The following is a 26602-nucleotide window of genomic DNA, read 5'->3' as shown; positions in this document are numbered from 1 at the left end:
TCTCTATTAAAACCATATCATCTAAAACACCATCATGGTGAACCAACAGCCCACACACTCCATACAGTTATCTAGTCCTACTCTGTTCAACAAATAAAATGATTCAATATTGTGCCTAATCATGCAAACACACTAAATATCTAATTCTCGTGCCAATAATTCAATTAACTCAAAACGCGCATCTTCTCCGTAAACATTTGGCAATATCATTAACTCGTCTACTCCAAATAAACTTTTAATATCCTTTAACTGACGTGATACCTCGCGAGGCGAGCCATAAATAATTCTACGCTTATTCTGTTCAAGTTTCTCTTTCTCGCGCTCGCTATAAACTCGATTCTTAGCGGTTTCAATAGATGGGTAAAACTGAGGTTGATCTAAATAATTAATACGTAACAACCAAAGTTGTAATGCGCTTAAAAGCTCTTCAACTTCAACCTCATTATCACCCGTTACTACAAATGTAGCTAATATCACATAAGGTTCCACACCACCAGAAAGTTCTTCAAAAGCTTCATGCACATGGCCTCTAGAATCTTCCTCAGAAGCTTCATGCACATGGTCGTCAGAATAATCCTTAACACCTCTATGTGAATCCCCAGCAAAATCTTCCTCTGAACTTCCATGAGATGTCCTACCAAAAGCACGATTATCGCCATCACCAGACGATTTCCAATATCTTCCATGCCAACGTGCAAACTCATTTTTGTAGACATTTATAACTTCTTCAATAGCACTTGACGATTGTCCCATTTTAGCAATAACAAATGGCAAACCGCGTCTGCCAGCTAACTTTGCACTTCGTTCACTCATACCTAAAATATACATTTCAGGCTTGGTCGGGATTAACGGGGTAGCTAATAACGTCTTGAAGCGGTGCGCTTTATCAATGTCATCATTAAAGTATTTATTCAAATCATCTAATTGTGTATCAAAATCTAGTTTTCTTTCTTTATTCTCATTTAATGCAGCGTTCACGTTGTTGAAACTTGGAGAGCGTCCTATGGCCATATCTACACGATGAGGATGGCGTGCTTCCATCATCTTAAATTGTTCAGCTACTTTATACGGGCTGTAGTGTGGCAACATGACACCACCACTTCCAATCTTGATATTACTCGTCTGTTCCAATAATGTCATCATGACCATTTCAGGGGCGCTTGATGCCACAGAACGAACTTGATGATGCTCAGCCACCCAATATCTCACATAACCTATTTGTTCAGCTCGTTGTACTAACTCTACACTATGCTGAAATGCTTCGTGTGCACTTCTACCTTCAAATATCGGTACATAATCTAATATGCTTAATTTCATTTTAGGAAAATTAAACCTCCCATACGTTACGATTCAACCAATTTCTCAACGCTTGCTCTTATTATACAAGTGATTTTCTATGATTGCGATGACCTTGTTCGAGGTATGATATTTACAGAATTAATATTCAAAAAAGGGTGATATCATATGAAAAATGAACAAATCGTATTTAACAAAGTTCCAGATGGAATGCCACAAGATGATACATTCAAATATGAGGAAACTGATGTACAAGAACCCAAAAATAATGAAGTTCAATTAGGAACATTATACATTTCAGTGGATCCATATATGAGAGGCCGTATGACGAATGCAGATTCCTATGTCCAGCCTTTTAAAAAAGGAGAGCCATTTAATGGACATATCGTAGCTAAAGTTATTCAATCAAATGCTAAGGATTATAATGAAGGTGACATTGTCGTGGGCATGCTTCCGTGGAAGAAAATAAACACTGTATCAACAGAGCATATCGATAAAGTACCTTCAACAGATGTGCCACTTGACTTATATTTAAGCGTACTAGGAATGCCAGGGCAAACTGCTTATCATGGCCTTTTAGACATTGGACAGCCTAAAGAAGGTGAAACCGTAGTTGTTTCAGCAGCTTCAGGTGCAGTAGGTTCAGTTGTCGGCCAAATTGCTAAAATTAAAGGATGTAGAGTTGTAGGTATCGCAGGAGGAGATAAGAAAGTAAATTATCTTACTAAAGAATTAGATTTTGATGCAGGTGTAGATTATAAGAAAGATGATTTCGCCCAAACATTAGCAGATGCTGTTCCAGATGGCATCGATGTCTATTATGAAAATGTAGGCGGTGAAATAGGTGATGAAGTATTTAAACACCTAAACACACATGCACGTATTCCTGTTTGCGGTGCCATTTCTTCTTATAACCATCCTGAAGAAGATATTGGTCCACGTATTCAAGGGACACTCATCAAGAAACAAGCGATGATGAGAGGTTTCTTAGTTGCCGAATTCGCTGATGACTTTAAAAATGCAAGCGAACAACTCGCTAAATGGGTACAAGAGGGTAAGATTAAGACCCAAGTATCTGTAGAAGAAGGTTTCGATAAAGTACCTCAAGCATTTAGAAATTTACTCACTGGTGATAATTTTGGTAAACAAGTAATTAAAGTCTCTGACGTTTAGTATCTTCATTTTCAAAAAAACTGTTCAAATGAGTGAATTGAATTAAATGCTATAATTAATTTAATAAAATCAACATAGAGGTGGAATCATGAAAGCAATAGGATTTAATGCACCGTTCAATCTAGAAGATGGTAATCAATTTCAAGAAATTGAATTTAATATTCCAAATCCAACTAGGAATCAGTTATTAATAAAGGTTCAAAGTATAAGTGTCAATCCGGTTGATGCGAAACAACGCATCTTATCAGTTAACCATGCACCACGTATATTAGGATTTGATGCGGCAGGTATTGTCGAACAAGTTGGAGAAGATGTCACAATGTTTGAGCCAGGAGACTATGTGTTTTATTCAGGTTCTCCAAATCAGCATGGCTCTAATGAAGAATATCAGTTAATTGAGGAAGAATTAGTAGCGAAAGCACCATCTAATCTTAAGCCTGAACAAGCGGCAAGTTTACCTCTCACTGGTCTCACAGCATCTGAAACATTATTTGATGTGTTTCAAATATCTCATGACCCTGAAAAGAACAAAGGTAAATCTCTTCTTATCATTAACGGGGCCGGTGGCGTAGGTAGTATTGCTACACAAATTGCTAAAGCACATGGCTTAAAGGTTATTACCACTGCATCTCGTGAGGAAACGATTGAATGGACGAAGTCTATGGGTGCTGATATTGTAATCAATCATAAAGAAGATTTAAAGACACAACTTGAGCATCACGATATTAATGAAGTAGATTACATTTTCTGCACATTTGATACAGATTTATATTATGAGAAAATGATTGAACTTATTAAACCATTAGGTCATATCGCAACGATTGTTGCATTTAAAGAAAAGCAAGACTTAAATCTACTCAAACCAAAGAGTGTTAACTTTACTCATGAATTTATGTTCGCCAGACCAGTCAATCGCACGAATGACATGATTAAACATCATGAGTATTTGAAAGATATTTCTGAAAGGGTTGAACGAGGCCAATATCACCATACAACTACGAAGGTGATTAATGGATTAACCACCGAGACACTTTACCAAGCTCATCAAATTTTAGAATCAAATACGATGATAGGTAAATTAGTTATTAATGTGGAAAAATAATTACCATAAATAATTATCGACATATTTCTTAGAGAGAATAGCAGTAAGATGATTTTAATTACGAATCATCTTACTGCTAATTTTATATTCAATTTTGTCGCCATCATAACTATACAATTAAAAAGTTATATATTTTAAAAATACAAAGTATAAATGATTGATAATACTTGGGATGGGTAATAAACATAGGAAAGAGGTGATTGTTTTATTTATGAAATCAACAAATACAAGTAAAATCAGCATTGTATTTTGGGTAGCATTAGCAATTTGTACAGCATTTGTTATTTATGGTGCGATTCTACCTAAACAACTTGAACAAGTTACGCAAACTGTAACTTCATTTATAGCAGTTCATTTTTCATGGTATTATCTTCTACTTGTCCTACTCATACTTATAGTAAGTGTTTATTTATTATTCTCTAGATATGCATCAATTACATTAGGTAAAGAAGGAGAAGATCCTGAATTCTCACTTCCTTCATGGTTTGCTATGTTATTTAGTGCAGGTATGGGTATCGGATTAGTATTCTGGACCACTGCGGAGCCTATAAGTCACGCGTTTACTTTAACTCCAATACATAAAGCTGGAACGCAGTCAGCCATTAATGACGCCATGCAATTTTCTTTCTTCCATTGGGGTATACATGCCTGGGCAGTTTACGGCATTGTAGCGCTCGTCTTTGCGTATTTTAGTTTCCATAAGGGATATCCCGGTCTTGTAAGTGCAACATTAACGCCCATTTTCGGTGAAAAAGCTATGCGAGGTCCGATAGGTGGTGCGATAGATGTATTAGCAGTCATAGCGACTGTAACTGGTGTTGCAGCAACATTAGGATTTGGAGCATTACAAATTAATGAAGGCCTTAACTTCTTGTTTAAAGTGCCAAATAACTTTGGAACACAAGTTATCCTTATTATCGTTGCTACTATATTATTTACTTGGTCAGCATGGTCAGGTATTGATAAAGGTATTAAAACTTTAAGTAACATCAATATGGGATTAGCATTTCTAGTTTTAGTCGGATTATTCATTGTTGGACCGACACTTTATATTTTGAACACATTTACGAATGGTTTAGGGAATTACATAGCCAATTTCTTTAAAATGAGTTTGAGAATTCCATCAGGTGGAGAGAAATTTAAATGGTTACAACAATGGACAATTTTCTATTGGGCATGGTGGATTTCATGGGCGCCATTTGTTGGAATCTTTATCGCACGTGTCTCAAGAGGTAGAACAATCAAAGAATTTATTTTAGGCGTACTATTTGTTCCAGCACTAGTATGCTTCTTATTCTTTGCAGTCTTCGGTGCTTCAGCAATTTATTTACAAGATCATCATATAGCTAATATTGCTAAAGCAGCTACAGAGACAGCTACATTTGCAACGTTAGAACAATATCCACTTGGATTTATATTAAGTATTATTACTCTAGTAGTGATTATGATTTTCTTTGTGACTTCAGCCGACTCCGCTACTTATGTACTGGGCATGTTAAGTGCTCGTGGAGATATAAATCCTGCTTCATTTGTAAAAGTAAGCTGGGGTATTATCATGGCACTATTTGCAATAATTATGATTTACACTGGTGGCACACAAGCAATACAAAACTTACTTATCATAGCTGCATTACCATTTTCACTCGTAATCATAGTTATGATTTGGTCGCTCTTTAAGTCGCTTAGTGATGAAAAGCCACGTCCTAGCAATAAGGTATTAGTTAAGGATAAGAATTCTGACATTCTAGAATACCGTAGTTCTAAAAACGAAAAAAATTTAACATAATAATAAAAATATACGTTTTTCATCTAATTAGAATGGGAATAATGTATTATAAGTAGTGCTTCTTTAAATATTTTTAAAAATAGAATAAAAAATTGTTTTATTTATGTTTCAAAAAAATATTTATAGGGTACTCATTTAAAATGTAAACAAATTCAACAATGACATAAGGAGGTGCCGTGCGAGGTGAAAAGATTAAAAAATTTCATCCTCGGCCTTTTAATAGTCGCAATTGTTGGGTTCCTATTGTTTATGTACATAAAGGATAGTCGTATTAAAAGCTATCAAGACTACTTCCTTCATTTCAATTGGTTCCAACCACTATTAATTGGACTTGCGGGATTACTAATATTGATTGGACTCATATTAGTATTAAGCATATTCAAACCTACGTATCGTAAACCTGGACTTTATAAAACTTTTGATGATGGTCATATTTATGTATCAAGAAAAGCAGTTGAAAAATCTGCGTACGATACATTAACTAAATATGATCAAGTAAGACAACCTAATGTAGTAAGTAAGCTTTATAGTAAGAAAAAGAAATCATTTATCGACATTAAAGCAGATTTCTTCGTACCAAATGATGTTCAAGTGAAATCATTAACTGAAAGTATTCGCTCTGACATTAAGAAAAATGTTGAACATTTCACAGAAATTCCAGTACGAAAATTAGAAGTTAATGTTCGTGACCAGAAAACGTCTGGTCCACGTGTGTTGTAAGGGAGGGATATCATGGCTGAAAATAATAATCAAAACGGACAAGACTCTACACAACAATTAATCAATATATTTAAAGCATTTAAGTGGCGTATTATTGGATTTTTAGCATTTTTACTTATAGCTATATTATTCCTAACTCTTGGATTTTGGAAAACAATTTTAATCATTGTCTTGTGTTTAATTGGAATTGGTATCGGGTATATTAAAGACCGTACGCAAGACTTTATGAATTTCCTCAATAGATGGAGCTAGTCCAGTTCTAAAGGAATTAATTAAATCTAATTATTAATAATAACTAAATTTTGAAAGTAAAGGAGAATTTACTATGGCAGTAGATAATAACAAAGCAAAACAAGCATACGATAACCAAACTGGTGTAAATGAAAAAGAAAGACAAGAACAACAAAAAGAAGTTCAAGAAAATCAACAACCACAATTCGAAAACAAATTAACTTTCTCTGATGAAGTAGTTGAAAAAATTGCTGGTATTGCTGCTCGTGAAGTTAAAGGTATCTTAGATATGAAAGGCGGATTCACTGACAACTTCACTAATGCATTCTCAAGTGGTAATAACGTGACTACTGGCGTGTCAGTTGAAGTTGGCGAAAAACAAGCAGCTATCGACTTAAAAGTTATTTTAGAATATGGTGAATCAGCACCAAAAATCTTCCGTAAAGTAACTGACTTAGTTAAAGAACAAGTGAAATACATCACTGGCTTAGAAGTTGTTGAAGTGAACATGCAAGTTGACGATGTAATGACTAAAAAAGAATGGCAACAAAAAAATGAAAAAGACAATAAAGACAACAACCACAGTGATAGACAAGGTTTACAATAATTTATAATTGCAATTTGATAAATCATTTAAGTTGAACCTTATATGATATTAGCCTATAAATGGAAAGTGTTCTCACACCATTTATAGGCTTTTTGTTTATTAATAATTAATTTTCCTCAAAAAATAAGCAGTCTGTGTAAAAGATGACTTTCTTAAACATAGACTGCTTATTATAAACTACAATTACATTAATATTTTAATTAGTGAAGCGGATTGTTTACTTTAATATACGTATATTCATGTGCTTGATCTTCTAATCGCATAGTCGTCACGCATTTATAATCAATTGTTGGGGCAAAGATAACTTCTTCGATTTCACTACGACGACCTTCAGATAATTCTGTGATATTACTTAAAATATCCTTTAATATGAGTGCCATATCCTTCCAGATTTCATTTTCAAGTGAAGAAGAATGAGATGACTTAGCTATTGTAAGCACAAGCTCTCCTAAGTGATTCTGAACTGTAGAATAAAATGCTTTATTAAAAACGGAAGTCTTAGAATTTGTTAAAATTCTAGATTTCTCATGAAAATGGTTCGTCTCATAACCCGATTGATTTAAGCGCTCAGTATCAATACGTAAGCCTTCGAAATCTCTAATATATAGTTTATTAAGTGAACCGTCTTTGTTAAAGGTTGCAACAGAATTCTGTAGGTGTGCCTCTAAAGCAATACCATATTTAGAATATAAAGGAATGACTAAACCTAGTAACGCTTTACTATATTCATTCATCCAAGTTTTAGCTGCTTCTTCAAATGACTGAAATCCCTTAGAAATTTGATATGTTTGTATTAATGTTTGAATAGGCGTTTCGGAGTTGTAAGGATACGTTGCAACTAAACATGATGGAATGACAGGTACCACATCATTCGTTATAGAATGATAGAAATTATTTCTAAATAACGTACCTAGTTGTTCACTACGATCCGTTTGTATCTCATCACTATCATTAGAATTATAAAAATGAATTCCTGCCACTTCATCAATTACAGTAGAAGCATACTGTTTAAATGTTGAATCTTTAGTCAAGATATCGTTTAAGATGTGTGTAACTAAAGGTCCATTATGAGTTGTTTGTTCTGAAAGTGTACGAATTTCGCCAGTAATATGTACATTTGTTGATAATTTAATATGTGGCGCTTTATTAGGTAATTCAGGAACCAACGTTCTAAATGATAAGCCAGCATAATATGGGATAGAATATTCACTCACAATCATAAGTCGTTGATCAAGTTCTTCCATGTAATCTTGATGTAGGACATGGTCGTATTGCCATGGATGCATAATCATCAATTGATAGTCGTCTAAATTTACTTGTCCGCTAAATTCTTTTTCTAAGTGTGAGTATATATCAGGAAACATATGTTTCATCGTATCATTGTAATTTGCATCTAAAGCTTGAACACGAGCCACTGAATGATGCAATAATACAATTTTTAATTCGATGGGCTGAGTAAATTCAGAAGAGTATCTAAATGTTTCAAACGCATCCATACCTTTACGCAGTTTTGCTCCCGGATGAAGAGGGTGGCCTTCTACTACGGCTTGCTCAGACCTTAGATAACTATCTTGATGATTTTTAATAATATCGTATAGAGGTGCTCGATCATCCTTCATTTTAAAATATTGATAGCTTAGCGCAAATGTCATATTAGCTGCACTGTTCGTTTGGTCATCTCTGAATTGTTGGCTCGCTTCATTATCCAACTCTGGTGATTCAGTAAGAATCCAGTCTAAAATGTCATTAGGATGTAAAATACGCTTAAATTCATCTTGATATTGTTCACGTTTATAATAAAAGGGGCCTTCAACATCTATACGATTAAATGCATGCTGACCAGTTACTGGTGCGTATAAGTATAGCTTTGATTTAGGAAAATGAATTTCTAAAATGTCAGTTACATGAGTGTCATAACCAGCAAATTTACGTCTATTAAGTAACTGACTATGATCATTACCATGAACTAAATTCTCTCTATGTATAGAAGTAACTAAACGCTTTGTTACTTTATCTCGACCAGTTAATAATTTATCTTGGAAAATAGATGCCCATTGTTCATCATATTGTTGTAAAAACTGAAAGACATTTTGCTCATCTTGGGTCATCTCAATGTCTTGTTTGTTAATAAATTGATTGAAATTCATAATTCACCTCTAAAAAAATATTTTACAAAAATAAATAAGATTTGTATAATCCATATTAATGATAATGATAATTATTATCAATAAAAAAGACAGGTGGAAATTAAATGGCAAAATTTTTCTTTTCCAGTTCTTTTCTTCTGTTTTTGGGGAATTGGATTGGGCAAATAGGATTAAACTGGTTTGTACTTACTACATATCATAACGCAGTTTATCTGGGATTAGTTAATTTTTGCCGACTCGTACCAATTTTATTGCTAAGTGTATGGGCAGGCTCAATTGCTGATAAATATGATAAAGGAAATTTACTTAGAATAACCATTTCCTCTTCATTTATAGTCACTGCGGTATTGTGTGTTTTGACATTTACTATTGATTCTATCCCAATCGCTGTAATACTCATTTATGCATCGTTAAGAGGTATTCTAAGTGCAGTAGAAACACCAGTAAGACAAGCGGTGTTACCTGATTTATCAGATAAAATTTCTACAACACAGGCAGTATCGTTTCATTCGTTTATCATTAACATCTGTCGTTCGATAGGTCCTGCAATCGCTGGAGTCATTCTAGCAGCTTATCATGCGCCTTCAACTTTCTTAGCACAAGCGATATGTTATTTAGTTGCTGTACTTTTTAGTCTGCCTCTTCACTTTGAAGTTGTTTCAAATCAACTCGAAAATAAAGAATTCTCATTAAAGATAGTTATGAATTATTTCAAACGTAATCTAGAGGGAAGTAAGATATTTATTACTTCTCTATTAATCATGGCTACAGGATTCTCTTATACAACAGTATTACCCGTACTTACGAATCATATTTTTCCAGGAAAATCAGAAGTATTTGGTATAGCGATGACCTTCTGTGCTATTGGTGGTATCGTAGCAACAATTATTTTACCTACCATTTTAAATCATCTAAGCGCAGTTAAAATGTATTATTTAAGTTCTTTGCTATTTGGGTTAGCTTTACTAGGCGTCGTTATACATAATTTGGTTATTATGTTCATTTGTATCACTTTAATTGGACTATTTAGCCAATGGGCAAGAACAACGAATAGAGTTTATTTTCAACATAGTGTTAAAGACTATGAGAGAGGGAAGGTATTAAGTATTATTATGATGGACCGTGGTATGATACCTCTCGGTAGTTTAGTTATGAGTTTCTTTGCAGATGTATTCGGAATACTGACGACATTCATGATCATGGGTATAACTACCGTAGCCATTTCAGTAATATTTTACCTAATACAGCGTATGACGAAGTTGGAGGAAAGTAATAATGGAGCGTAATGAATGGCTGTTAGCAGATAAAAATATACAATACCGTATCATGAACGCAATAATTAAAGAACGTATTTCACCAGAGGGCATGAAAATAACGAAAGATGATAGTGTGGTGGAAATTCAGTACCAAGGCAAAAGATTAACTGTTCAAGTAAAACGTAAAAGTGCTATGGAAAGATATGTGTTTAAAGGCGATATTATGTATGGTTGTGGTCAAAAGTCACAACCTATTGAAAGCTTAGAAGATCTGCTCGAAACATTAACACAGGATTTTAATATTGAAATTTCAGAACGTTTGAATGAAGAATTGATTCATAGTAGAGACAGTTTTATTGAAACATATAAACATTTTAACAATAGACAGTCACTTATACATCAAAGTATGAAATTTTCAAGATTGCCTGAATCATTGAACTTTATATCTTGGCTGCAACATTTACAAGATAGTGGCATTATAGATGATTTAAGTTATTCGGAGAGTTTGATTGTTGAAGGACATCCTACCCATCCTTTAACTAAGACAAAACTTCCATTAAATAAAAGCGAGTTGAAAGCGTATGCTCCAGAGTTTGAAAAGGTTATTCCTCTAAAAATTATGCTTATTGAAAAGACGCACATTGTCACTACGTCAATGGAAGACGATGACCAATATATTTTAAATCGTGTCATTCCGGAATATCGTCATCAACTTAATTCATTTTTGGAGCCTTTAAATTTAAATTTAGAGGATTATAGAGTCATGATTGTTCATCCTTGGCAATACGATCACACTATAGGCGGAAAATTTAGTCAGTGGATTGCTAGTAAAATACTAATACCAACACCATTCTCAGTAGAATCTAAAGCAACGTTATCATTTAGAACGATGGATTTAATTCATAAACCTTATCACGTTAAACTTCCTGTGAATGTTCAAGCAACTAGTGCAGTAAGAACTGTTTCTACGGTTACTACGGTAGATGGACCTAAATTAAGTTATGCATTACAAGGACTACTTGATCAATATCCAGGACTCCAAGTGGCCATGGAACCCTTTGGTGCATATGCCGATGTGGATTCTGATTTGGCAAGACAACTTGCATGCATTATTCGTCAGAAACCCGTTATCTTTGAAAATGGCTCAACAGTGGTCACAGCAAGTTTAGTTAATCCTAATCCAATTGATCGTAAAGCGATTGTAGATAGCTATTTAGAATGGCTTGAAACTGAAATAACAATTGACCACATTAAACATTTTATTGCAACTTACACACAAACATTAGTCCAACCACTCATTGCATATATTCAAGATTATGGAATTGCATTAGAAGCACATATGCAAAATACGATTGTCAATCTAGGTCCTAACTATCAAATGAAATTCTTAGTACGTGATTTAGGTGGTTCACGTATAGATTTAGATACTTTACAACAGAAGGTAACAAATATTGAAGTAACGAATGAAAGTTTATTAGCTCAATCCATTGAGGAAGTTATTGCAAAGTTTCAACATGCTGTTGTACAAAATCAATTAGCAGAGTTGATTCATCACTTTAATCAATATGAAGATGTTAAAGAAGAAGAGTTATTTGATATCGTTCGTGAAGAGATTGATCTAGCGATTGATGATGATAAATCCCATGCCGACATTTTGAGGAAAGTATTATTTGGTCCGACAATAACAGTTAAAGCGTTATTGAGTATGAGGATGGAAAATAAAGTTAAAAAATATTTGAACACTGAATTAGAAAATCCTATTAAAAAAGAGGTGTAGTACATGGCTAGAATCAAAGTTAACTTATCAAAAATACAATACAATGCCAAAGTACTTCAGACATTACTTGAACGTAGACAGATTCACTTTACCCCTGTAGTAAAATGTGTTGCCGGAGATGAACGCATCGTTTCTACAATAAAATCTCTTGGAATTACACACTTTGCTGAATCAAGAATTGATAATATTGAAAGACTAAGAGATTTAAATATCACATTTACACTATTACGCCCCACGACAGAATTTGAAACTATGATTTCTACTGTAAAACTGAGTATTCAAACAGAACTTGATACGATTAAACAATTGAATGTAATTGCAAAAAGAATGAATGTAAAGCATCAAATCATGTTAATGGTAGATTGGAAAGACGGCCGTGAAGGTGTCTTAACTTATGATGTATTAGATTATATTAAAGAAATTATGAGTATGAGTCATATACAACTAGTAGGATTAGCATTTAATTTTATGTGCTTTAAATCCAAAGCTCCAGAAGAAAATGATGTCTTTATGATTAATAAGTTCATTAGTGCCGTTGAAAAGGAAATAGGTTACAAGTTTAAAATTATTTCAGGAGGTAACTCAAGCATGTTACCTCAAACAATGTACAATGATCTTGGCAAGATTAATGAATTAAGAATAGGAGAAGCACTCTTTAGGGGAATAGATACTACCACGAATGAACCTATTGCCAGTCTCTATCAAGATGCGATTGTACTTGAAGCGGAAATTATTGAAATTAAACCACGTATTAATCAAGTGACACACCAATCCTATTTACAAGCAATAGTGGATATAGGTTATTTAGATACATTTACAGATGGTATCAAGCCTATCGCCAATGATCTGAAAATGGTTGGCGCCTCAAGCGATCATTTAATGATTGATTTGAATAATCAAGATCACTATCAAATTGGGGATAGAATTCAATTTAGTTTAAATTATGAAGCTTTGTCACAGAGTATGTATATGAAAAATTTAACTAAATCATATTACGACGATTCAAAGATTCAAACTTTGATTGAAAATTTTAACACAAACATATTTACCAATACGTAGAGAAGACTCAATTTTATTCATTAAATTATATTTCACTTTAAACTGCTCTTTAATTTTCTATTTTAAAGAGCAGTTTTATTTATTTTAGTTAGTTATTGTTCTCTAAATTGTATATAAGGCAAATATAAAGTGATATTCAGATTTATCTTTCATAGTAGTTAGTCTGACTTATGAATTAAATTATATTTGAGTAAAATATATTCATAAAACAATACAAAATAATATTGACAATGAGAATCGTTATCAATAAACTATATATGTAAGCATATACATATTAAGGAGTGGAACAATGAGAGGTCTAAAATTTTTTAGTGCTGTTGGCTTAATGCTAGTATTAGTTCTTGTTGCGGCCTGTGGAAGTAATGGTTCTAATAATTCAAGTAATAAATCTGCATCTAAAGATGGTGTAGAAATTAAACACGAAGAAGGAAAAAGTAAAGTACCTAAGCACCCTAAACGTGTCGTGGTACTTGAATATTCATTCGTAGATGCATTAGCTTCACTTGATGTAAAACCTGTAGGTATAGCAGATGATAAGAAAAAGGAACGTATCATCAAACCATTAAGAGATAAAATTGGTAACTATACGTCTGTAGGTGCACGTAAACAACCTAACTTAGAGGAAATTAGTAAACTAAAACCAGACTTAATTATTGCAGATAGTAATAGACATAAAGGAATTTATAAAGATTTAAGTAAAATTGCTCCAACAATTGAACTTAAGAGTTTTGATGGAAACTATAATCAAAACATTGATGCCTTCAAAACAATTTCTAAAGCATTAGGTAAAGAAGATGAAGGTAAAAAACGTCTAAAAGAACATGATGAAAAGATTGAAAAATATAAAAAAGAAATTACAATGAATAAAGATGAGAAAGTGTTACCTGCAGTTGCATCTAAATCAGGTTTATTAGCACACCCTAGTTATTCATATGTAGGACAATTCTTAAATCAACTTGGATTCAAAGAAGCATTAACTGATGATGTGACAAAAGGTTTAAGTAAGTATCTTAAAGGACCTTACTTACAAATGAACACTGAAACATTATCTAAAGTAAATCCAGGCCGTATGTTCATCATGACTGATAAAGCAAGTCCTAATGAACCTTCTCTTAAAGAATTAGAAAAAGATGCTGTATGGAAAAAATTAGACGCTGTTAAACATAATCGTGTAGATGTGTTAGATCGTGACCTATGGGCTAGATCACGTGGTTTAATTTCTTCTGAAGAGATGGCAAAAGAACTTGTAGAACTTTCAAAGAAAGATAGTAATAAAGATAATAAGTAAGGTGGAAAATAATGACTATGGGTATTAAAAATAGTCAATCCGCTATTGAACAAAAAAAGAGAAAGCGCACTACACTCACTTATATAGTGGGTGTGTGCTTTCTTTTTATTTCAATCTATTTGAATTTAGCGATTGGTTCTTCAAAAATACAATTTCATGATATTTTAAGTTACTTCACTGGACATATTGAATCAGAACAAACATTTTTAATTCATAACGTACGCATGCCTCGAATGCTTGCAGGGTTAGTGATAGGTGGTGCATTGGGGATAGCCGGTCTACTTATGCAAGCAATAACTAGAAATCCACTTGCTTCACCTCAAATATTTGGTGTAAATGCTGGAGCGTCCTTCGTCATTGTTTTAATTACAGTTTTAATACCATCCCTAGGTTCTTATTCAACTATCCTAGCAATTATTGGAGCCTTTTTTGGTGGATTTACTGTTTATACGTTGTCAGGATCTACGAAATCAATTACGCCAGTGAAACTTGCTTTAGCAGGTATGGCGATACATCTATTCTTTAGTAGCATGACCCAAGGTATCATTCTTTTAAATGAGGATTCTAATGATACTGTCATGTTTTGGTTAGTAGGATCATTAGCTGGGATAAAATGGAATCAAATTATGATGATTTTACCTTGTATAGTCATTGCTGTAATTGTAACTATTTTTATGGGGAGACAGCTTACAATTATGGAACTCGGAGACGACATTGCAAGAAGCCTTGGTCAACGTACTGAAATTGTAAGAATGATTATTGGATTGCTAGTGATAGTATTAGCAGGGATGTCTGTTTCAATTGCAGGCCCCATCGGTTTTGTGGGCCTCATTGTTCCTCATATAGTTAAACGTTATGTAAGTAAAAATTATCTAGTTATGCTACCTCTCACGTTTATTTTTGGTGCAGATTTATTGCTAATATCTGACGTTTTATGTCGTTTAATCACTTATCCATTTGAATCTCCAGTTGGTATAGTGACTTCATTTGTCGGCGCCTTTTACTTCTTATTCATTACTGTAAGAGGGGTGAATCGCGTATGATTAAGAGTAGCAATAGTATACGTTATGGAATCGTGATTATTTTATTAGTCGTTAGTACAATATTTAGTTTATGTATAGGTTCAGTTATGATAGACCCTATACATGCTATTGTTGGTTTTTTCACACAAGATGACTTTATTTTAAATGAATATCGTATACCTCGAACATTATTGGGATTAGTAATAGGTAGCAGTTTAGCTATATCTGGTGCTGTCATTCAAGGTGTAATTAGAAATCCGCTTGCATCTCCGGATGTTATTGGAATTACTAAAGGAGCAAGTCTAGCAGCGGTGATTATTATTATGATATTTCCGTCGGCACCTTTATTTGTATTACCTTTAGGATCGTTTGTTGGAGCATTGGTGATTAGTTTAATATTGTCCTTCCTTATTTCCAAATTTGATGTAAAAGGATCGAAACTTGCTCTTATAGGTTTAGCCATAGGCGCAATTTGTACGGCTATCGTACAGTTCTTACTTATTCGTAATCCTATGGATGCAAATAATGCATTAGTTTGGTTAACTGGTAGTTTATATGGACATAATATTTCTAACTTCTATAGTGTCTTACCTTGGTTTATTATCACTGTACCGGTAGTATTATTACTCGGTTACCAGCTAGATATCTTAAACTTGGGAGATAATGTCGCTACAGCTCTTGGTGCACGTGTTCGATTTTTAAAAATGATATTACTCATCTTGGCTGTAATGTTAGCTGGAGCTTCTATTGCAGTTGTCGGTGGTATTAGTTTCTTAGGACTTATAGCACCTCATATAGCAAGACAACTCGTCGGACACAAAAATATACATGTCATTATCATGTCAGGTTTAATAGGCGCTATACTATTAACGCTTGGTGATGGGTTAGCTAGGGGAATTCAACCGCCACTTGATATTCCAGTAGGTGTAGTTATTGCAGTTATTGGAGCACCATATTTCTTATTCTTACTACGTAGAATGAAATGATTTATTCATTAAATATGAATTTGAGCGCTCTTAGGTATGCTATGGCCGATTTCAATTTATAGTTTATTGAAATCGGCCTTTTTTTAAATTTTTAATTGCGAAAAGTGATAGATTAGCGTATAGTATTTATACGTAATTATTCATATTTTTGTATATATAAACATTTGTGTAGATGAATCTTGATTACTTCAAGTTGATATAAATAGATAGAAACGGATTGAAAAGTAATGAACGGATATACTAAAAGCGAAATTATAAAAGGTAGAATTAAATTTATAACAATGTCCATTCTAGGTATCATATTATTTTTAATTCCTATACCAGTTGTTCAAGATGGACAAAAACAAACAACATTACCTGTGGCATTTCTTGCAAATTGTTTAAAAGATCTGTTAGGGAATATTATGCCTATATTAATTGTATTAATTATTACAATTTCAGGTGTATTAACTCTTTTGTGCTCAACAATTTATAAACACAAGTTAAATCCACAAGGCCTAATGTATAATGCATTTAATGTCAAACTAGGTTGGCTAGTATTAAGAGTATTATCAGTTGTATTTGTATGGCTTACTTATTTGAAGGTAGGGCCTAAAATGATTTATTCAGAAGATACGGGGGGGCTAGTCTTTTATAGTCTATTACCAACTCTTGTGGCCGTATTTTTATTTGCGGCCTTATTTTTACCGTTATTGATGGAATACGGACTATTAGAATTATTAGGACCTGTGTTTAGACCAGTAATGAGACCGCTATTTACTCTACCTGGTCGATCAACTGTAGATAATCTAGCATCATTTATTGGTGATGGAACGGTAGGCGCCTTAATTACAAGTAGACAGTATGAAGAAGGCTATTATTCTAGAAGAGAAGCAACAGTCATTTCTACTACGTTTAGTGTGGTATCTATTACTTTCGCTATAGTTATTGCTTCAACTATAAAAATGCAAGATCAATTCTTTTATTTTTATATCACTGTAATTGTTTCTTGTTTAATTGCAGCAATGATAATGCCAAGAATTTGGCCTTTAAAAAATATTCCAGATGAATATGCTAAAGATGTTTCAGAGGATGCAAGAACGGAGCAATTACCAGAAGGAAAAACGGCATTAAGACATGGATATGACATGGCGACAGAGGTTGGTATAAAAGCTCCAGGATTCAAAAAGTTCTTTATTTCTGGATTTAAAACCGTTGTAGATATGTGGTTTGTCATTTTACCAGTAGTAATGAGTATAGGAACAATCGCAACAATTATCGCGAATTATACACCTATTTTTGAAGTTATTGGAAAACCATTCGTTCCACTACTAGAATTATTGCAAATTCCAGAAGCTTCACACGCTTCTCAAACTATTCTCATAGGTTTTGCCGATATGTTTTTACCATCTATATTAATTGAAGGGGTCAAAAGTGACATAACACGTTTTGTTATTGGAGCATTAAGTATATCCCAATTAATATACTTGTCAGAAGTAGGTGGTGTTATTTTAGGTTCAAAAATTCCTGTCAGCATAGGTAAACTATTTATGATTTTCTTGATACGTACTTTAATCACGCTTCCTATTATTGCATTACTTGCGCATTTATTTATCCATTAAAAAGATTGCTTATTAATAGACTTTATTATAATAAGCAATCTTCTATTAAAAATTATTTATCTAATTTTGATAATACATTGGCTTTAACAATTTCACTTTTAATTACTGGAGAATCTTCGGATTTTCCAGTATTTTTATGAGCTTCTTTAAAAGCATCACTATTTACCCAATTTTTAAAATCTTTTTCAGTATTCCACCATGTATTTACATACATATCTTCACTATAGTCATCTCTATCAATTTGCCAAACTTCAATACCATTAAAACCTTGTAAGGATTGGATTTGACCACCTTTTGTAAATCTAGGTGCCATTTTTTCTGCAAAACCTTTTTTCACGGTTATTCTATTTGTTACGACGAACAATAACTTCACCTCCATCATCATTATTGATTCCAATATAATAGGATTGTTTATACTTATCAATTTTCATATATCGAAAATGAGAGCCACCAACCGTAATAGATACATAGTTGGTGGTTTTTGCATGGATTATTAATTATATATATTTTAATTACTTAGTCAGTTCATTGTAAACTTTTTGATCATTTTGAGTATAAATAATGTATTCATGGTCATCAGTATCGATAATTACGCGGTTTGTTTTACCAAATGTAGAACCAATACGAGAGATTTCTTTACCATTTTTTTCAGGTACTGCATGGATATCTTGGTCTTGTGAGATATTTTTAATTTCATTATTAGGTATTTTAATATCTGCTACTCTCCATTGAATACGTACTTCATTATCGTTTTTCTTTACTGTCATTGCCATTCAAAACACATCCTTTAAATAATTTGTATAATCATCATAAATGATTTTGAAATCGTTTTCAAGGATTTATGTGATACTTTTGAATATAATATGTCATACTAATAAAATATTAATACGAAAGTATGTTCGCTTTATATGTAATTGTGTGTTAAAATGTTTTGAAAAGGAGAACTAGAAATGACAGGTAAAACACATGCCTCCTGTGGGGCTTTAACAGGAGCTTTGACAACTCAATATTTTCATACTGATTTATTTACTTCAGTCACTATATTGGTATTATCAACTCTAGCAAGCCTATTGCCAGACATATGTCATACCCAAAGTAAAATTGGCAGACGTTTCAGAGTTTTAAGTTTTGTTATTAGGCTTCTATTTGGCCATAGGACATTTACTCACTCTCTTGCTTTCATCATTATCATTGGTTTTTTACTGTACTTAATTCAAACACCCATTTATTATATGGTTGCAATTGTTATTGGAATAGCTTCACATGTTATACTAGATATATTAACACCTAAAGGGGTTAAATTATTCTATCCTTTACCATTGAATGTTGTATCGCCGCTTCATTTTAAAACAGGCGGATTAGTTGATTTATCTTTAGCTACAGCTTTTAGCTTTGGAACAGTATACACGTTGTTTAAACCCTTTTTTAATGAATTTATGTTACAGTGGCTAAATTAATTCTTTGAATCATTTATACATAAGGAGAGTAATCATGTTAGATAAAAACCAATTGGAGAAATATAACCAAGAGCATTTGTATGAATATGAAAAATTAATGAGTAAAAATGAAAAAGATGCACTTGAAAATAAAGTTGATGAGCTTGATTTAGAAGGAATTCAAAAACTATATCATGATTTATATGTTAATAGAAAATCAATAGATGATGTATCATCGGTATCAGAAGTTAAGTATGAAGTGAAATCTCAACTTTCTGATGAAGATAAGCATACATATGAACAAAAGGGTTATGAAGCGATTAGAAATGGTGAATTCGCGGTACTTCTTATGGCTGGCGGTCAAGGAACGCGATTAGGTTATAAAGGGCCTAAAGGTTCTTTTGAAATTGAGGGTGTAAGTTTATTTGAGTTACAGGCTCGCCAACTCATTAATTTAAAGAATCAAACGGGTCATACAATTAATTGGTATATAATGACTAGTGATATAAATCATTATGAAACAATAGAGTATTTTAAGAAACATCAATATTTTGATTATGATCCAGAACATGTACATTTCTTTAAACAAGCAAATATTGTAGCCTTAGGTGAAGACGGCAAACTTGTACTTGACAGAGATGGTCATATTATGGAAACACCAAATGGTAATGGTGGAGTATTTAAATCTCTTAAAGAGGCTGGATACTTAGATAAAATGGAAAAGGATCATGTAAAATATATCTTCTTAAATAATATTGACAATGTTCTTGTGAAAGTCTTAGATCCATTATTTGCTGGTTACACTGTAAGTAATAATAAAGATGTTACATCTAAAACAATTCAACCTAAACATGGAGAGAGTGTTGGACGTTTAGTCAACATTGATAGTAAAGATACAGTTCTTGAGTATTCAGAATTGGATCCCGAAGTAGCCAATGATTTTGATAATGCTAATATTGGTATCCATGCATTTAAACTGGCCTATATTAAAAGTGCAGTAGATAGGGAACTACCATATCATTTAGCTATTAAAAAATTAAAACAACTAGATGAAGACTTTGGCGTTGTAGAGTTACCAACATTAAAATTTGAATTGTTTTATTTCGATATTTTCAAATATGGAACAAGTTTTGTTACATTACAAGTTCCTAGAGAAGAGGAGTTTTCACCACTGAAAAATAAAGTAGGTAAAGATAGTGTGGAAACTGCTACAGAAGATTTAAAACGTATGAGTTTGATTTAAATAAAAGGTGGTGGAATAGATGTCTCATACATCTAAGCATAAAAAAGCATCGGTAGTTGAATCATTTAAGGACATCATTCCCTTATCTTTTGGCGAGGAAATAGGTAATGCAGCCTCACATGGTGCGGCTGCATTATTAACATTGTTTGTATTACCTTATGCAGCTGTTCATAGCTACAATCATGGTGGCACATTGGAATCGGTAAGTGTGTCTATTTATATTATTAGTATTTTTATGATGTTTATTTCTTCAACTATTTATCATTCTATGCAGAATTATACAGCTCATAAGTATATTTTACGTATTATCGATCATAGCATGATTTACGTAGCTATTTCAGGTACTTATACGCCAGTATTACTTACTATAGTAGGTGGATGGATAGGATGGGTAGTGACCCTATTTTTATGGGGGACTACATTATGGGGAATATTATATAAATCCATTGCTACGAAAGTTAATCATAAGCTCAGTCTTATTGTTTACCTAGTGATGGGATGGGTTGGTGTGATATTTATACCAGTGATTATCATGCGCACCTCTTGGTTATTTATTTTATTTATATTCCTGGGTGGCCTTTCTTATACAATAGGAGCCTGGTTTTACGCGCAAAAGAATAGACCTTATTTTCATATGATATGGCATATTTTTATTGTGATTGCATCGGTTTTACACATGATAGGGATATTATATTTTATGTAAAGTAAGTTTACGGTAGAGTTTAAATAGCTCTGCCGTTTTATTTTAACCTAGAAAATTAATACTATTGCATGATTGCGAACTAAACATAATCGTATTAATATTTTAAGGGTTCGAAATAGATAGAACAAAAGGAGTAAATATAAATGAAGTTTAGGTCGATATTAACAGTAACCGCATTGATACTAATCATGTTTATGGCTGCAATTGAGACATCTATTATATCTCTAGCCTTACCAACGATTAAGATAAATTTACATGCAGGTAATTTAGTATCTTTAGTTTTTACTGTTTATTTTATTGCTTTGGTCATAGCTAACCCTATTGTAGGTGAGCTGTTATCTCGTTTTAAGATATTATATATTGCCGTTGCAGGTGTTTCTTTATTTGCAATTGGTAGTTTGATGTCAGGTTTAAGTGAAACATTTACTTTTTTAATTATCTCAAGAATGATTCAAGGTTTTGGGGCAGGGGTCATGATGTCTTTATCTCAGATAGTCCCTAAACTAGCGTTTGAAATTCCTTTAAGATATAAAATTATGGGAATTGTAGGTAGTGTTTGGGGAATTTCCAGTATCATTGGACCCATACTCGGTGGTGCGATTTTAGAATTCGCGACATGGCACTGGCTGTTCTTTATTAATATACCTATAGCAATTATTGCTATTGTATTAGTACTAATGACATTTCATTTTCCAGAGGAAGAACATGGTAATCAAACACACTTTGATGTGAAAGGATTATCAATCTTTTATATGTTTATAGCATTGCTTATGTTTGGATTATTAAATCAACAACATTTATATCTCAATATTATTGCAATCATCTTGGCTTTATTAGTATTGATTGGCTTGTTTAAAATAGAACAAAAACAAAATAATCCATTTCTTCCGACTAATGAGTTTAATAGATCAATAATGCTTGCTTTCATTACTGATTTATTTATAGCTATGTCATTAATAGGATATAACCTGTATATACCAGTATATTTACAAGAACAATTAGGTTTATCACCTCTTCAAAGTGGGTTTGTTATTTTACCACTATCAGTTGCATGGATTATATTAAACTTTAATTTAGCGAAGATTGAAGCAAACTTTACTAGAAAAGCATTATATATTAGTGCGTTTACAGTTCTCTTAATTTGCAGTGTTATTATTTTATTTGGCATGAAAGTGCCATTGTTGATAGCATTTTCAGTTATCTTTGCTGGACTTAGTTTTGGATATGTATACACTAAAGATAGCGTAATTGTACAAGAGGAAAGCTCTCCTAGAAATATGAAGAAGATGATGTCATTTTATGCATTAACTAAAAACCTAGGTTCATCTGTAGGTTCTACAATTATGGGATATATGTATGCTTTAAAATCAGGTTTATTCGGCACTCATCTACACAATGTATTAGGTTTGATTGCCGTCATTTCAATTTGCTTGTCAATGATGTGGATTTTATTTTATAAATCTAATAAAACTTCAAATTTTAATAATTAAAAAGGTTTTCAAATACAAAAAACGTCTACTATAAGAGTAGGCGTTTTTAAATTTTATAAGGTGATGAATACGTGATACTATAAATATGTATTAAAAAAGAGGGGAGGACAATGAGTGATGAAATTCTTTAAAAATAAATTTTATAATTTAGCTGTAACACTTATTGTTCTCGCTATTTTTGTATTATCCGGGGCGATATTCTTAACATTTCTTGGTTTTGGATTATATGGATTAAGTAGGATTTTAATATTTTTTCATTTAGGTTATTTTGTCTACAATAAAGGATTTTATGACAATTTGTTTTACTATGGTAGTTATATAGTATTGGGATATTTTACTCTCTTTGCTGTTGAGCATTTAATGGACTACTTTAAGAAGAAATTGCCTAACAATCCTTATTTTCAGGGTATTACATTTCATCTTATTTCTTATATAGTAACGACAGTGATGTTTTATTTTATAGTACATATTCACTATGTATATATTAATATTCAATTTTGGGTAATTATGTTAATCATAGGATTTCTATTTATTTGTAAGGAGATATTTTATCCTGAAAGTGAGAACTTGAATAACAAGAAATAGTAATTAAGCATTTATTTTGCTTTGATAATTATAATTTGATTGAATATAACACTGTTATAAAAATAATAAAGGAGTAAACGTTCATGTCTAGTATCGATTTACCCAAAACGAAGCGGAATTTAATTGTAGCAGTGATGTTAGTGAGTGCGTTTGTAGCAATTTTAAATCAAACTTTACTCAACACTGCTTTACCTCACATTATGCGAGAATTAAAAATTGATGAAAGCACTTCCCAATGGCTAATTACTGGATTTATGCTTGTAAATGGTGTCATGATACCACTTACAGCTTTTCTAATGGATAGAGTTAAAACTAGACCTTTATATTTAGGAGCTATGGGTACATTTTTATTAGGGTCAATTGTAGCTGCGGTTGCGCCTAATTTTGGTGTGTTGATGACAGCAAGAGTTATTCAAGCAATAGGCGCCGGTGTGTTGATGCCTTTAATGCAATTTACACTTTTCACTTTATTCTCCAAAGAACATCGTGGCTTTGCTATGGGACTAGCTGGTTTAGTCATACAGTTCGCTCCAGCTATTGGACCTACATTCACAGGCTTAATCATTGATAATGCAAGTTGGAGAGTGCCATTTATTATTATAGTCGGTATCGCCTTAATTGCTTTTATCTTTGGTTTAATTTCAATTTCTAGTTATAACGAAACGAAGGATTCAAAATTAGATAAACGCTCTGTTGTATACTCGACTATAGGTTTTGGTATTATGCTGTATGCATTTAGTAGTGCTGGAAATTTAGGTTTTTCTAATCCAATAGTTATAGGATCGTTGATCATAAGTATTATTATTATCTCAATATTTGTTAGAAGACAACTAACGATTTCCAACCCATTACTTAACCTCAATGTATTTAAAGGTAGAATCTTTTGTTTCAGTACAATTACATCAATGATTATTATGTTATCTATGGTTGGACCTGCACTACTTATTCCTCTATATGTACAAAACGCTTTAGGTTTATCTGCGTTGTTATCAGGTTTAGTGATTATGCCAGGTGCGATTATAAATGGAATAATGTCAGTATTTACTGGACGTTTTTATGATAAATATGGTCCGAGACCATTAATATATGCTGGTTTTAGCTTATTAACGATTTGCACATTATTGCTTTGTTTCTTAAAAGCAGACACATCTTATATTTATCTTATTGTCATTTATGCGATTAGGATGTTTGCTGTTTCTCTACTAATGATGCCTATTAATACAACTGGTATTAATGCATTAGACAATAAAGATATTTCACACGGTACTGCTATTATGAACTTTGGTCGTGTGATGGCTGGTTCATTAGGAACCGCATTAATGGTAACGTTTATGAGTATTGGTTCGAAATGGATTGGACCATCCTCGTCTGAACATGCTAGTAAAGAATTATTACAAAGACAAAGTGTTGCTGCCGGAGTTGATGTTTCATTCGCTCTAGTTACAGGTTTTGTTGTTGTTGCATTCTTATTTGCGTTATTTATTAAAGAACCTAATAGAAAATCTCAAAATATGAGAGAAGTCTAAATTATATATGAAGTTAGCCTATTATTATGGGCTAACTTCTTTTTTTATAATAAAAAAAGACTTATAATAAAAAAGATAAACTACGTAATCGAATAACTTTTGTTATTATGTAGATAAATTATTATATTTAAGGGGGATTTACTTTGTTAACGGTAAATCAAGTTGAAGAAATAGTAGGTGCATTAAAAGACCCAATTATTGATGTACCTTTGAAAGAAACTGATGGTATAGTTAACGTTACCATCAAAGAAGATATTGAGCACGTTAGTGTTAAAGTTGCAATGGCTCAATTAGGGGGACAACCACAATTAGATTTACAAATGGCAATTGTAAAAGCTCTAAAAGAAAATGGTGCTAATACAGTAGGTATTCGTTTTGAAGAATTACCACCGGAGACAGTAGAAAAGTATCGTGGTAAAGGAACAGAAAAACCTAAAACTATTGAAGGTTTACTTTCTCAAAATAATCCAGTTGAATTTATTGCAATTGCTTCCGGTAAAGGTGGTGTAGGTAAATCAACTGTAGCTGTTAACCTAGCTGTAGCTTTGGCAAGAGAAGGTAAAAAAGTTGGACTCGTAGATGCTGATATTTATGGTTTCAGCGTTCCAGATATGATGGGGATTGATGAAAGACCGGGAGTAGATGGCAAAGAAATTATTCCGGTTGAACGTCATGGCGTTAAAGTTATTTCAATGGCTTTCTTTGTAGAGGAAAACGCACCTGTTATTTGGAGAGGTCCAATGTTAGGAAAAATGCTTACTAATTTCTTTACAGAGGTTCAATGGGGAGATTTAGATTATCTTTTACTTGATTTACCACCTGGCACTGGAGATGTAGCCTTAGATGTACATTCAATACTACCTTCTAGTAAAGAGATCATAGTTACTACTCCGCACCCTACAGCAGCGTTTGTAGCAGCTAGAGCTGGAGCTATGGCTAAACATACAGAACACTCTATTTTAGGTGTAATCGAAAATATGAGTTATTTCGAAAGTAAAGAAACTGGTAATAAGGAATATGTATTTGGTAAAGGTGGAGGTACTAAACTTGCTGATGAATTAGAAACACAGCTATTTGGAGAGTTGCCTCTTGAACAACCTACGTGGAACCCTAAAGATTTTTCACCATCTATTTATCAGCCTGAAGATCGTTTAGGAGAAATTTATACATCAATCGCCAGAAAAGTTATAGCCAGTACTCAAAAATAGTATCTCAATGTAATTTAACCAAAGGTATACTGATCACACAGAAACAAATTTTGTTTTTGTGTGATTTTTCTATTGCAAAATTTAGAAATCGTGCTAGAATATTTCTTTGTGAGCTACGAATTAGCTGTTCACAAAATTAAAAAATAATTCAATTTAAATGTTGACTTAAAAACATGAAATTGATATTATATAAAAGTCGCTGAAAAGCGATTGTAAAGTATTTAATTTAATTGTTAAGCGAGTGTAAAAATTACCCTTGCAAACATTATAAAAACACTTTAAAATAAATAAAGTAATCTTAAGAAATCATTGACATTTCTTCTCAGAAAAGATATGATTGAAAAGATTGATTTTATTGAG

24 protein-coding genes are annotated in these 26602 nt (G+C 32.6%); 20 read left to right on the top strand and 4 right to left on the bottom strand.

The annotated features are described in order from the left end of the window. Nucleotides 1-132 precede the first annotated feature (132 nt). On the bottom strand, nucleotides 133-1317 hold the full coding sequence (locus CM54_RS06475) for an LLM class flavin-dependent oxidoreductase (RefSeq protein ID WP_037549946.1): 1185 nt from the start codon (nucleotides 1315-1317) through the stop codon (nucleotides 133-135). Nucleotides 1318-1464: 147 nt separating this feature from the next. Here CM54_RS06475 and CM54_RS06470 point away from each other — a divergent pair, with 147 nt between their 5' ends. The 6 genes from CM54_RS06470 (at nucleotide 1465) to CM54_RS06445 (ending at nucleotide 6915) form a co-directional block, all read left to right on the top strand. Next, complete coding sequence (locus CM54_RS06470) at nucleotides 1465-2469, top strand: NADP-dependent oxidoreductase (RefSeq protein WP_037549944.1); 1005 nt, start codon at nucleotides 1465-1467, stop codon at nucleotides 2467-2469. Nucleotides 2470-2557: 88 nt separating this feature from the next. Continuing rightward, the gene (locus CM54_RS06465) at nucleotides 2558-3571 is read left to right on the top strand and encodes a zinc-binding alcohol dehydrogenase family protein (protein WP_037549941.1); all 1014 of its coding nucleotides are present in this window, start codon (nucleotides 2558-2560) and stop codon (nucleotides 3569-3571) included. A 211-nt stretch (nucleotides 3572-3782) separates the two neighbouring features. After that, the gene (locus CM54_RS06460) at nucleotides 3783-5357 is read left to right on the top strand and encodes a BCCT family transporter (RefSeq protein WP_030058570.1); all 1575 of its coding nucleotides are present in this window, start codon (nucleotides 3783-3785) and stop codon (nucleotides 5355-5357) included. 183 nt (nucleotides 5358-5540) lie between these two features. After that, complete coding sequence (amaP, locus tag CM54_RS06455; protein WP_002432799.1) at nucleotides 5541-6077, top strand: alkaline shock response membrane anchor protein AmaP; 537 nt, start codon at nucleotides 5541-5543, stop codon at nucleotides 6075-6077. Between the two features lie 12 nt (nucleotides 6078-6089). Then, on the top strand, nucleotides 6090-6329 hold the full coding sequence (locus CM54_RS06450) for a DUF2273 domain-containing protein (protein WP_002432747.1): 240 nt from the start codon (nucleotides 6090-6092) through the stop codon (nucleotides 6327-6329). A 73-nt stretch (nucleotides 6330-6402) separates the two neighbouring features. Next, nucleotides 6403-6915 carry an Asp23/Gls24 family envelope stress response protein gene (locus CM54_RS06445; RefSeq protein ID WP_002432778.1) on the top strand — a complete coding sequence of 171 codons (513 nt, stop codon included), beginning with the start codon at nucleotides 6403-6405 and terminating at the stop codon, nucleotides 6913-6915. 200 nt (nucleotides 6916-7115) lie between these two features. On the opposite strand, the gene CM54_RS06440 is transcribed toward CM54_RS06445, so the two are convergent. Continuing rightward, nucleotides 7116-9062, bottom strand: a complete 1947-nt coding sequence (locus tag CM54_RS06440; RefSeq protein WP_037549936.1) for an IucA/IucC family protein — start codon at nucleotides 9060-9062, stop codon at nucleotides 7116-7118. 104 nt (nucleotides 9063-9166) lie between these two features. Between CM54_RS06440 and CM54_RS06435 the strand changes: the two genes are divergently transcribed. The 7 genes from CM54_RS06435 (at nucleotide 9167) to CM54_RS06405 (ending at nucleotide 18051) form a co-directional block, all read left to right on the top strand. Then, entirely contained in the window at nucleotides 9167-10348 is a 1182-nt protein-coding gene (locus tag CM54_RS06435; protein ID WP_002432777.1) for an MFS transporter, read from the top strand. Continuing rightward, on the top strand, nucleotides 10338-12095 hold the full coding sequence (locus CM54_RS06430; RefSeq protein WP_037549933.1) for an IucA/IucC family protein: 1758 nt from the start codon (nucleotides 10338-10340) through the stop codon (nucleotides 12093-12095). Before CM54_RS06435 ends, CM54_RS06430 begins: the two co-directional genes overlap by 11 nt. A gap of 3 nt (nucleotides 12096-12098) precedes the next feature. Further along, complete coding sequence (locus CM54_RS06425) at nucleotides 12099-13154, top strand: alanine/ornithine racemase family PLP-dependent enzyme (protein ID WP_037549930.1); 1056 nt, start codon at nucleotides 12099-12101, stop codon at nucleotides 13152-13154. A 289-nt stretch (nucleotides 13155-13443) separates the two neighbouring features. Next, the gene (locus CM54_RS06420) at nucleotides 13444-14442 is read left to right on the top strand and encodes an ABC transporter substrate-binding protein (RefSeq protein ID WP_037549927.1); all 999 of its coding nucleotides are present in this window, start codon (nucleotides 13444-13446) and stop codon (nucleotides 14440-14442) included. Nucleotides 14443-14453: 11 nt separating this feature from the next. Beyond that, entirely contained in the window at nucleotides 14454-15485 is a 1032-nt protein-coding gene (locus CM54_RS06415; protein WP_002432915.1) for a FecCD family ABC transporter permease, read from the top strand. After that, a complete protein-coding gene (locus tag CM54_RS06410) occupies nucleotides 15482-16450 on the top strand; it encodes a FecCD family ABC transporter permease (RefSeq protein WP_023351324.1) in 969 nt (322 codons plus the stop codon). The genes CM54_RS06415 and CM54_RS06410 overlap by 4 nt, the downstream gene beginning before the upstream one ends. A gap of 227 nt (nucleotides 16451-16677) precedes the next feature. After that, on the top strand, nucleotides 16678-18051 hold the full coding sequence (locus CM54_RS06405; protein WP_037549920.1) for a YjiH family protein: 1374 nt from the start codon (nucleotides 16678-16680) through the stop codon (nucleotides 18049-18051). 52 nt (nucleotides 18052-18103) lie between these two features. On the opposite strand, the gene CM54_RS06400 is transcribed toward CM54_RS06405, so the two are convergent. Then, nucleotides 18104-18415: a heme oxygenase gene (locus tag CM54_RS06400; protein WP_002453758.1), complete on the bottom strand. Its 312-nt coding sequence runs from the start codon at nucleotides 18413-18415 to the stop codon at nucleotides 18104-18106. 148 nt (nucleotides 18416-18563) lie between these two features. Beyond that, on the bottom strand, nucleotides 18564-18824 hold the full coding sequence (locus CM54_RS06395; RefSeq protein ID WP_002432344.1) for a SunI/YnzG family protein: 261 nt from the start codon (nucleotides 18822-18824) through the stop codon (nucleotides 18564-18566). Between the two features lie 177 nt (nucleotides 18825-19001). Between CM54_RS06395 and CM54_RS06390 the strand changes: the two genes are divergently transcribed. The 7 genes from CM54_RS06390 (at nucleotide 19002) to CM54_RS06360 (ending at nucleotide 26242) form a co-directional block, all read left to right on the top strand. Further along, nucleotides 19002-19508 (top strand): metal-dependent hydrolase, encoded by a 507-nt coding sequence (locus CM54_RS06390; RefSeq protein ID WP_037549917.1) that lies wholly within the window; start codon nucleotides 19002-19004, stop codon nucleotides 19506-19508. Nucleotides 19509-19542: 34 nt separating this feature from the next. Continuing rightward, a complete protein-coding gene (locus CM54_RS06385; protein ID WP_037549914.1) occupies nucleotides 19543-20730 on the top strand; it encodes a UTP--glucose-1-phosphate uridylyltransferase in 1188 nt (395 codons plus the stop codon). A gap of 19 nt (nucleotides 20731-20749) precedes the next feature. Beyond that, nucleotides 20750-21433, top strand: coding sequence for a PAQR family membrane homeostasis protein TrhA (trhA, locus tag CM54_RS06380; RefSeq protein WP_002432569.1), 684 nt, complete (start codon nucleotides 20750-20752; stop codon nucleotides 21431-21433). A 143-nt stretch (nucleotides 21434-21576) separates the two neighbouring features. Further along, complete coding sequence (gene sdrM / locus CM54_RS06375) at nucleotides 21577-22923, top strand: multidrug efflux MFS transporter SdrM (protein WP_037549911.1); 1347 nt, start codon at nucleotides 21577-21579, stop codon at nucleotides 22921-22923. Between the two features lie 117 nt (nucleotides 22924-23040). After that, nucleotides 23041-23508 carry a SepA family multidrug efflux transporter gene (locus CM54_RS06370; RefSeq protein ID WP_037549908.1) on the top strand — a complete coding sequence of 156 codons (468 nt, stop codon included), beginning with the start codon at nucleotides 23041-23043 and terminating at the stop codon, nucleotides 23506-23508. Nucleotides 23509-23591: 83 nt separating this feature from the next. Beyond that, nucleotides 23592-25034: an MDR family MFS transporter gene (locus CM54_RS06365; RefSeq protein WP_037549905.1), complete on the top strand. Its 1443-nt coding sequence runs from the start codon at nucleotides 23592-23594 to the stop codon at nucleotides 25032-25034. A gap of 143 nt (nucleotides 25035-25177) precedes the next feature. Continuing rightward, the gene (locus tag CM54_RS06360) at nucleotides 25178-26242 is read left to right on the top strand and encodes an Mrp/NBP35 family ATP-binding protein (protein ID WP_037549902.1); all 1065 of its coding nucleotides are present in this window, start codon (nucleotides 25178-25180) and stop codon (nucleotides 26240-26242) included. The last annotated feature ends 360 nt before the right edge of the window (nucleotides 26243-26602 follow it).

The organism is Staphylococcus sp. TE8 (assembly GCF_000692055.1).
Taxonomy (GTDB): domain Bacteria; phylum Bacillota; class Bacilli; order Staphylococcales; family Staphylococcaceae; genus Staphylococcus; species Staphylococcus capitis.
This window is presented reverse-complemented; position numbering and strand designations above follow the sequence as displayed.